This is a genomic window from Arthrobacter sp. Hiyo1, assembly GCF_001263615.2.
Taxonomy (GTDB): Bacteria; Actinomycetota; Actinomycetes; order Actinomycetales; family Micrococcaceae; genus Arthrobacter.
In genome coordinates this window covers 282,940-290,845 of the sequence record NZ_DF952472.1, presented here as the reverse complement: position 1 = coordinate 290,845, position 7,906 = coordinate 282,940, and the positions used below count along the sequence as shown (strand labels likewise).

Below are 7,906 nucleotides of genomic sequence, written 5' to 3'. Positions count from 1 at the left end.
GGTCCAGGTCTCCGCGGCAGCCTTGGCCGCCGCGTAGGTGGCGGCCCCGGGCGGTAGGTGCGGCGACCGCCGTCGAACTCACCATGGCGAAACGGCCCGTGGGGAAGAGCCGAGATCCTTGTAGAAGACCCTGGAGACGTTCCTCAGGGTGGTGATGGCGCTTTGCTCAAGGGCGGCCCAGTCTTCGTCCGGCTGGTCTTCGATTCCTTTGGCTCCGCGCCACCCTCCCACCAGATGGATGACGCCGTCGACCCTTTCCGTGCTCCCGTGGATCTCCGAGGCGAGTTCGCGCACGGACTCAAGCCGGGAAAGATCGCATACGAGGGGAGTGACGTCGTCGCCCGCTTCGGCCGCTGCAGCCTCGATGCGGGCCTCGTTTGAGCCGATGGTGAAGACCCGGTGCCCGGCCAGCGCGAAGGCGCGGGCCACGGCGATGCCGGAAGAGTTGCTGCCACCTGTGACGACGACAGTCAGCGGTCCGCCCGTCATGAGGTTGCGGTCTGCCCGGTGATACCGGTGGTTGATTCGATGATCGGACGCATTTTCTTCTCCAGTGCTTCGTAGAACATGGACAGGGGGAATTCGTCGTCGAGGACCTGGTCTGTGAGGCCGCGGGGCGGCCCGTCGAGCGGCAGTGCCTCCGGGCCCTTCGCCCAGACCGAAGCCGGGTGCGGAGTGACCGTACCGGAAATGAGCTTATACGCTGCAAGCCAGTGGGCGGCCTTGGGGCGGTCGATCGAGCGCCAGTACAGTTCTTCGATCCGGGCACCGAGCTCGATCACGACGTCGGCCGCCTCGTCCCAGTCGATGCTGAGCTTGCTGTCGGTCCAGTGCAGGACGTGGTGCTGGTGCATCCAGGCGAAGAGGAGCTGGCCGCCCAGTCCGTCGTAGTTGCGGACCCGGTTGCCGGTGATCGCGAAGCGGAAGATGCGGTCGAAGATGACGGCGTACTGCACGAGCTTCGCGTGGCGCCGGGCGTCCGGGGAGGCATCCTCGTCCTTTTCGATCCGGACGGATTCGCGGAAAGCCGTCAGGTCGCAGCGGAGCTCCTCGAGCGAGTAGAGGAAGAACGGCATCCGTTGCTTGATCATGAACGGATCGAAGGGAAGGTCGCCGCGCATGTGGGTGCGGTCGTGGATCAGGTCCCACATGACGAACGTGCGCTGCGTGAGTTCCTGGTCATCCAGCAGCTCGGCGGCATCTGGGGGAAGCTGCAGGGACGTCGTTGCGGCGGCTGCTTTGAGCACGCGGCGGAAGCGGGCGGCCTCGCGGTCTGCGAAGATGGCGCCCCACGTGAAGGCAGGCGTTTCCCGCACTGCAACGGTCTCGGGGAAGAGGACGGCCGAATTCGTGTCGTACCCGGGAGTGAAATCCACGAAACGGATGGGTACGAACAGCTTGTTGGAGTAGTCGCCGGCCTCCAAGGCGCCGATGAACTCGGGCCAGATCACCTCGATCAGGACCGCTTCCACGAGACGGCTCGTGCTGCCGTTCTGGGTGTACATGGGGAACACTACGAGGTGCTGGAGCCCGTCTTCGCGGTGTTCCTGCGGCTGGAAGGCCAGCAGTGAGTCGAGGAAGTCCGGAACTCCGAAGCCGGCGTCGGCCCAGCGGCCGAAGTCCGCGACCAGGAGTTCGAGATAGGCGGCGTCATGCGGGAACGCAGGGGCCAGGCTCTTGATGGCTTCCGTGATGGTGGCCGTGTATGCCCGGGCAGCCTCGTGGTGGAGGGCATCCTGGATGGAACCGTCCTGGCTTTGGAACGCCTGGAGGGCAGTGGCCGCGGCCTTCAGGGAAATCCAGTCCCGGTTGTCAGAGGTGATGCGCGGACGGGTGGTGGTAACGGTGATGGTCATCGTCGACTGTGCCTTTCCTCAAGAATCGTTGTTCTGAGGCGAGCGTAGCAAGCGGTCAGAGTCGCTAATTCAAAAGTGGCTCGAGCATAAGAAACTCTTTCGCAAGTGGCTCCGGCAGCCCCGGAAGATCCAGCCCGGGGAGGGCTGGCCTTGGGGGCTGCCGGCAGCTTGGCGCTACTGCCCGGCCGGGGACTCGACAAGCCTGAGCGAAACGGAGTTAATGCAATACCGCTGGTCAGTAGGTGTGCCGTAGCCCTCACCCTCGAAAACGTGCCCCAAGTGGGAATCGCAATTGGCGCAGCGGACCTCCACCCGTTCCATTCCCAAAGTACGGTCGTGGATGTAACGGACCGTGCCTTCCGCGAGTGGTGCCCAGAAGGACGGCCAGCCGCAATGGGAATCGAATTTCTCGTTGCTGGTGAAAAGCTCTGCGCCGCACGCGCGGCACTGGTAGACGCCTGCCGTATGGGTGTCCCAGTACTCACCCGTGTACGGGCGTTCCGTTCCGGCTTGGCGAAGAACCCTGAACTCCTCCGGGGTAAGTTCCTCGCGCCACTCGGCGTCCGTTTTCTCCACGCATTGCCCGTCCTTCGGGACATCCTGGAGGGGAACCCCGGCCAAGGGGTCCGCGGCTTGGAAGTACTTCCTGTTATCTGCAGTGCTCATGCTCACTCAACGCTCACGAGTCGCCGATAAATCCCGAGCCGGCGTAGAGATGCAGCACGGGCAGCCCCAACTGATCCTGGGCTTTGTTCGCCCAATCTGTATGGAAGGTATCGGCGATCGCGTGCGGGCGGGTCACGACGACGGCCTGCGCGGCATTGAGAGCCTTGACCTTGGACACCAAGCCGGCCACCGCGCCGCCGTCGACGATTTCACCAGTCACCCCGCCACCCAGCCCATCCAGGGCCGCGAGCGACGCCGACAAGGCCTCGGCAGCCTGGGCCCGCTCCGACTGCGGATCCGGCGCCTCCGCGAGCAGATCCCGGAATGCCTTGGCTACTTCAAGCAACGAGAGGTTCTCAAGGAAGTCCACCAACAAATGCCGTTCGGTGTTTGCGGGCACCAGCACCACCAGGGGCGAGTCTCCGCCGTCGATCAGTTTGGCAATATTGACGCGGTCGTCCGGGCCGAGAGGCTCTTCGGTAAGGATGACGATTGGTTCACTCATGGCTACAGCGTAGACCTGAGCCGTGCCGGGAGGCATGGTTTCGCGCGGCAATTCTGTTCTCGCCGCGGTGTTGCCTCCCGCGAGGAAACGCCACGGAGGGCGCTGTTCGGAACACTGCCCCGCAACCGGGAGAATGGTCACATGGCATCCATGACCCGAGCTGCGCCAAACGTTGAGACCGGTGCGAAAATGTCCGTCCGCGCCAAATGGGCCGTTGCGGGGATCGTTGCTGGAAGCAGCATCGCCGGCTTGCTGGGCGCAGGGTCTTCTGCGCTCGCAGCCTATTTTGCCCGGCGTGTCATTACCCCCTCAACGCGCGAGGCCGACCAGGAGGTGTTGGCGGTGGTACGCGGTGATAAGGGGCTCCAGGTCATTCTCGCGGCCACCCCGGACACCACCGTCGACGGCGTGTTCAGCCTCTTCTTCGCGGGCGGGACAGGGTTCGCGCGGATCGGTCGGATCGTGTCCTATTCGCCCGCCGAACGGACGGTGCAGCGCGAAGTCGAGGAAGTCTATAGCGGGGATCTGTCGACGGCCCGGCGCGGGTGGTGGAGCGGTGCTGTGTACGACTCCCCGGCGGCGCTTGGCCTGGACTCCGAAGACATACAGATCGACGTCGAGGGTGGGCAGGCGCCTGCGTGGCTGGTTCCGTCAAGCGCGGGAAACCGGCGAAAACCTGGGCGATCATGGTCCATGGCCGTGGGGCCACGCGGCTCGAAGGCTTGCGAGCCGCGCGCGTAGCGCACGACCTTGGGCTCAACAGCCTGCTCATTTCCTACCGGAACGACGGCCTGGCGCCGTCTGCCCCGGACGGGCGGTACGGCCTGGGGTCGACGGAATGGCACGACGTCGACGCCGCCATTGAGTACGCACTCGCGCACGGCGCCCACGAAGTGGTCCTGTTCGGGTGGTCGATGGGCGGGGCGATCTGCCTGCAGACGGCCGATCTCTCGCATCACCGCCATGTGATCAGGGCCATGGTCCTGGACGCACCCGTGATCAACTGGGTCAACGTCCTGGCGCACCACGCGCAGATCAACAGGATCCCCTACGCCGTGGGCCGTTACGGGCAGCTCATGTTGGGGCACCCGTTGGCAGGCGCCTGACCGGCCTGGCCGCGCCCGTCGACTTGAAGGCGATGGACTGGGATGCCCGCGCCGTCGAATTGCGGACTCCAACCCTGGTCATCCACAGCGTGGACGATGAGTATGTTCCCTACGAACCCTCGGCCAGCCTCGCCGAAAAGAATCCCGACATGGTCACCTTCGAACCTTTCGAAGGCGCGCGCCACACGAAGGAGTGGAATGTGGATCCGCAGAAATGGGAGCGGTTGGTGCGCTCATGGCTCGCTCCGCACCTCACGCCCCGCGGCGGGCCTGTGTCGGCGTGAGCATGCCGGTGCTACTGCCGGTGTTTGCTAGGGGCTGCCGATAGAGGCAGTCCGAGCGCCGGTCAGCCGGATAAGGTCTGCGGGATCCAGCTCGATGTCCAGGCCCCGGCGTCCACCGGACACGAGGACCGTGCCGAAGGCCAACGCCGATTCGTCGAGTACAGTTGGCGACGGCTGGCGCTGGCCCAGCGGGGAAATCCCGCCCAGGACATAGCCGGTGCGCCGCTCGGCCATCTTGGGGTCGGCCATGGTGGCCTTCTTCGATCCGAGAGCTGCCGCGATTGCCTTGAGATCCAGCGTGCCGCTGACCGGAACTATGCCTACCGCCAGCTTGCCGTCAATGTCCACCATCAAAGTCTTGAAGACCCGCTCGGGATCGATACCCAGGACCTCGGCCGCTTCAAGCCCGTAGCTGGCCGCCGAAGGATCATGCGTATAGGGGTGCAGTGTGAAAGAAACGCCGGCCGCAACCAGTACGGCTGTGGCCGGCGTTCCTTGTGAGGCCTGTTTCTTAGCCATTCCCGGTATCCCGGATCAGGACAACAAGCGGTCCGCCGCGGCGACCTTGCGCTTGATCCGCCCCAGCATGGCCGTCATGCCACGCATGCGCAGGGGAGTGATTGCCCGGGTGAGGCCCAGCAGTTCCGGCATGTCATCCGGTACAGCCAGGATCTCCGCGGCAGTCAGCCCATCCAGTCCTTCGTGCAGAACCCCCGCGAAGCCGCGCGTGGTAGGTGCCTCCGGCGGTGCCTTGAAGAACAAACGGTAAGCGACGCCGTCGGGGTTCTTTTCCTGTTCAATGGTCAGGAACAGCGGCGATTGGCACTCCACCACTTGTTCCAGCAGCTCAGGGTGGTCCAGCAGCCGTTCCGGCAAAGCCGGGAGCCCACGCGAGAACTCAAGCAACAGCTGAAGGCGATCGGGCTCGGTCAGTGCCTGGAAGTCATCGACAATTTCCGCCAATGCGGCGGGCAAAGCATAAGTACTCATCACTTCCAGCTTACGCAAGTCCGGGCCGGTCTGGCTCCTGTTGCTTGAATATGGCCTAGCCAATGTGGCAGGCCCATCGGGCAGGCACGGAGATTCCGGACTACTTTCCGGCGAGTGCGGGGACGGAGCCCCGCTCAGCGCCCTTGGCGATCGGGACGCGCACCGCGTTGCCCCACTCCGTCCAGGAACCGTCGTAGTTGCGGACCGTTTCGAAACCAAGCAGGTACTTCAGGGCGAACCAGGTGTGGCTGGAACGCTCGCCGATACGGCAGTAGGCCACGACGTCGTCGCCTTCCGTGAGGCCCGCTTCCCCGAGATAGAGGTCCTCAAGTTCGGTCCGGTTACGGTACGTGCCGTCTTCGGCAGCGGCGCGTGCCCACGGGATGGACGCCGCGGTGGGGATGTGCCCCCCGCGCAGGGCGCCCTCTTCGGGGTAGGCAGGCATGTGGGTGCGCTGGCCGGTGTATTCCTCAGGGGAGCGGACGTCGATCAGCGGCTTGCCGAAGTGGGCCAGCACGTCATCCTTGAAGGCACGGATCGGGGCGTCGTTCCGGTCGATCACGGGGTACTCGCCCGGGGCGGGCTGGGGGATGTCGGTGGTGATGTCGCGGCCCTCGGCGATCCACTTGTCGCGGCCGCCGTCCAGGAGCCGGACGTCCTCGTGGCCGAAAAGCGTGAAAACCCAGAGGGCGTAAGCGGCCCACCAGTTGGACTTGTCGCCGTAGATCACCACAGTGGTGTCCCGGGAGATGCCCTTGGCGGCCGCCAGGGCCGCGAAGGCTTCACCATCGACGTAATCCCGGGTGACTTCATCGTTCAGGTCCGTATGCCAGTCGATCTTGACCGCGCCCGGAATGTGGCCGGTCTCGTACAGGAGGACGTCTTCGTCGGATTCGACAACAACCAGCTTGCCGTCGCCAAGCGCGCCGCCTTCAAGGGCTGCGGCAAGCCACTCGGTGGACACCAGGCGTTCGGGGTGGGCGTACGCGGCGAACTTTTCGTTCTGTTCAACGGGGTAGGACATTGGTATGGCCTTTCACTGACACTTTCACTGACACCGGGCGGCACCGGGCGTTAGGACATGCCCGGGCTTTAGTCCCACAGTATCGAGGGCCGGGGACTAAAGCTCCTCCCCGTTCATATGGTGAAATATGGCCTTCATCACGTGTCCGCCCTGGGCATGGCATTGCCGGTATTCTTGCTGGGGACTTACGACACGAAGAACGGACCGCATTGGTACAGATCGAACAGCTCGCCGCGCGCACGCCGGCGGTCTCAGCGGATGAGATTCTCAAGGGTTTCTACCCTTCTCCACGGTTCGGCGAGGTGTCCTTCAAGAGCTACCGGCCTGATCCGAACCAGCCCAGCCAGGCAGCAGCGGTCAAGTCCCTGGAAGCGTTTGGGGCGACGGTCGGAGCCGGCGACGGAGACGGCCTGTTCAAGCGCCTTTTCAGCAAGAAGGCCAGCACCAGGGCCGGCATCTACCTCACGGCGGATTCGGCGTCGGAAAGACCCACTTGCTGGCCTCCCTGTGGCACTCGGCTCCTGGTCCGAAAGCCTTCGGGACATTCGTGGAGTACACCAACCTCGTGGGCGCCCTCTCCTTCCGGAAAACCGTAGAGGCTCTGAGCAGCTACAAGCTTGTCTGCATTGACGAATTCGAGCTCGATGATCCGGGCGACACGGTGCTGATGTCCCGCCTCATGCGTGAATTGTCCGACGCCGGTGTGAAGCTCGCTGCCACATCCAACACTCTGCCTGGTTCACTGGGAGACGGCCGCTTTGCCGCCGTCGACTTCCAGCGGGAGATCCAGGTCCTTGCGGACCAGTTCGATGTTGTCAGGATCGACGGGGAAGACTTCAGGCACCGCGGCTTGCCCGCGGCTCCGGCACCCTTGAAGACCGAAGACCTCAAACGGCAGATGCACGCCGAGTTCGACGGCCAGACCGTGGCCGTGGACGACTTCCGCGGCCTGATCGACCACCTCGCCGGTGTCCACCCCAGCCGCTATCGCAAGCTGATCGCAGGCATCGATGCTGTTGTCTGGCGCGACGTCGAAACCATTACCGAGCAGGCCGTCGCCCTACGCTTCGTGGTACTGGCCGACCGCCTGTACGACAAGGACGTCCCGATCCTTGCTAGCGGTGTGCCCTTCGACAAGCTCTTCACCGAGGAAATGATGACTGGCGGGTACATGAAGAAGTATTTCCGCGCCGTGTCCCGTCTGACCGCCCTGGCGCGCGAGGGCCAAAACCACGAGCCGTCTTAGAGATTGGGGCAGGCTGCCCACGCTCTACTTTTGGGGTTCCCTGTCTTTCAGGACCCAACGCACCAGGATTCCGGCGGCAAGCGCCCAGAACGCGGCGCCGATCCCGGCGAAGCTGAGGCCCGAGGCCGCGATCAGGAACGTCACGGAGGCTCCCATGCGTTCTTCGGCAATAGCCAGGGCAGAGGCGATGGCGGATGCCAGGGTGCCCAGCAGGGCCAAGCCCGCGACG

7 protein-coding genes and 3 pseudogenes are annotated in these 7,906 nt (G+C 64.4%); 2 read left to right on the top strand and 8 right to left on the bottom strand.

Going from position 1 to position 7,906, the window contains the following annotated elements:
- From AHiyo1_RS14960 to AHiyo1_RS14945, 4 genes and pseudogenes are all read right to left on the bottom strand, one after another.
- Positions 1-489, bottom strand: a pseudogene (locus tag AHiyo1_RS14960) (SDR family oxidoreductase); the annotation flags it as partial.
- Positions 486-1,856: a DUF6421 family protein gene (locus AHiyo1_RS14955; protein ID WP_059389093.1), complete on the bottom strand. Its 1,371-nt coding sequence runs from the start codon at positions 1,854-1,856 to the stop codon at positions 486-488. The pseudogene AHiyo1_RS14960 and the gene AHiyo1_RS14955, both read right to left, overlap by 4 nt.
- Before the next feature lie 174 nt (positions 1,857-2,030).
- A complete protein-coding gene (gene msrB, locus AHiyo1_RS14950) occupies positions 2,031-2,522 on the bottom strand; it encodes a peptide-methionine (R)-S-oxide reductase MsrB (RefSeq protein ID WP_253257371.1) in 492 nt (163 codons plus the stop codon).
- Between the two features lie 13 nt (positions 2,523-2,535).
- Positions 2,536-3,027, bottom strand: coding sequence for a hypothetical protein (locus AHiyo1_RS14945; RefSeq protein ID WP_059389095.1), 492 nt, complete (start codon positions 3,025-3,027; stop codon positions 2,536-2,538).
- A 141-nt stretch (positions 3,028-3,168) separates the two neighbouring features.
- On the opposite strand from AHiyo1_RS14945, the pseudogene AHiyo1_RS14940 reads away from it, so the two are divergent.
- Positions 3,169-4,417: pseudogene (locus tag AHiyo1_RS14940) on the top strand (alpha/beta hydrolase family protein).
- A 27-nt stretch (positions 4,418-4,444) separates the two neighbouring features.
- Here the strand turns inward: AHiyo1_RS14940 and ybaK are convergent.
- From ybaK to AHiyo1_RS14925, 3 genes are all read right to left on the bottom strand, one after another.
- Entirely contained in the window at positions 4,445-4,936 is a 492-nt protein-coding gene (gene ybaK, locus AHiyo1_RS14935) for a Cys-tRNA(Pro) deacylase (RefSeq protein WP_059389092.1), read from the bottom strand.
- A gap of 15 nt (positions 4,937-4,951) precedes the next feature.
- Positions 4,952-5,407 (bottom strand): SufE family protein, encoded by a 456-nt coding sequence (locus tag AHiyo1_RS14930; protein WP_172465604.1) that lies wholly within the window; start codon positions 5,405-5,407, stop codon positions 4,952-4,954.
- Positions 5,408-5,507: 100 nt separating this feature from the next.
- Positions 5,508-6,431, bottom strand: a complete 924-nt coding sequence (locus AHiyo1_RS14925) for a sulfurtransferase (protein ID WP_059389090.1) — start codon at positions 6,429-6,431, stop codon at positions 5,508-5,510.
- 209 nt (positions 6,432-6,640) lie between these two features.
- On the opposite strand from AHiyo1_RS14925, the pseudogene zapE reads away from it, so the two are divergent.
- Positions 6,641-7,677 (top strand): annotated as a pseudogene (zapE, locus tag AHiyo1_RS14920) (cell division protein ZapE).
- A gap of 24 nt (positions 7,678-7,701) precedes the next feature.
- On the opposite strand, the gene AHiyo1_RS26930 reads toward zapE, so the two are convergent.
- Positions 7,702-7,906: benzoate/H(+) symporter BenE family transporter (locus tag AHiyo1_RS26930; protein ID WP_253257370.1), on the bottom strand; the 205-nt coding region annotated here is incomplete at its 5' end.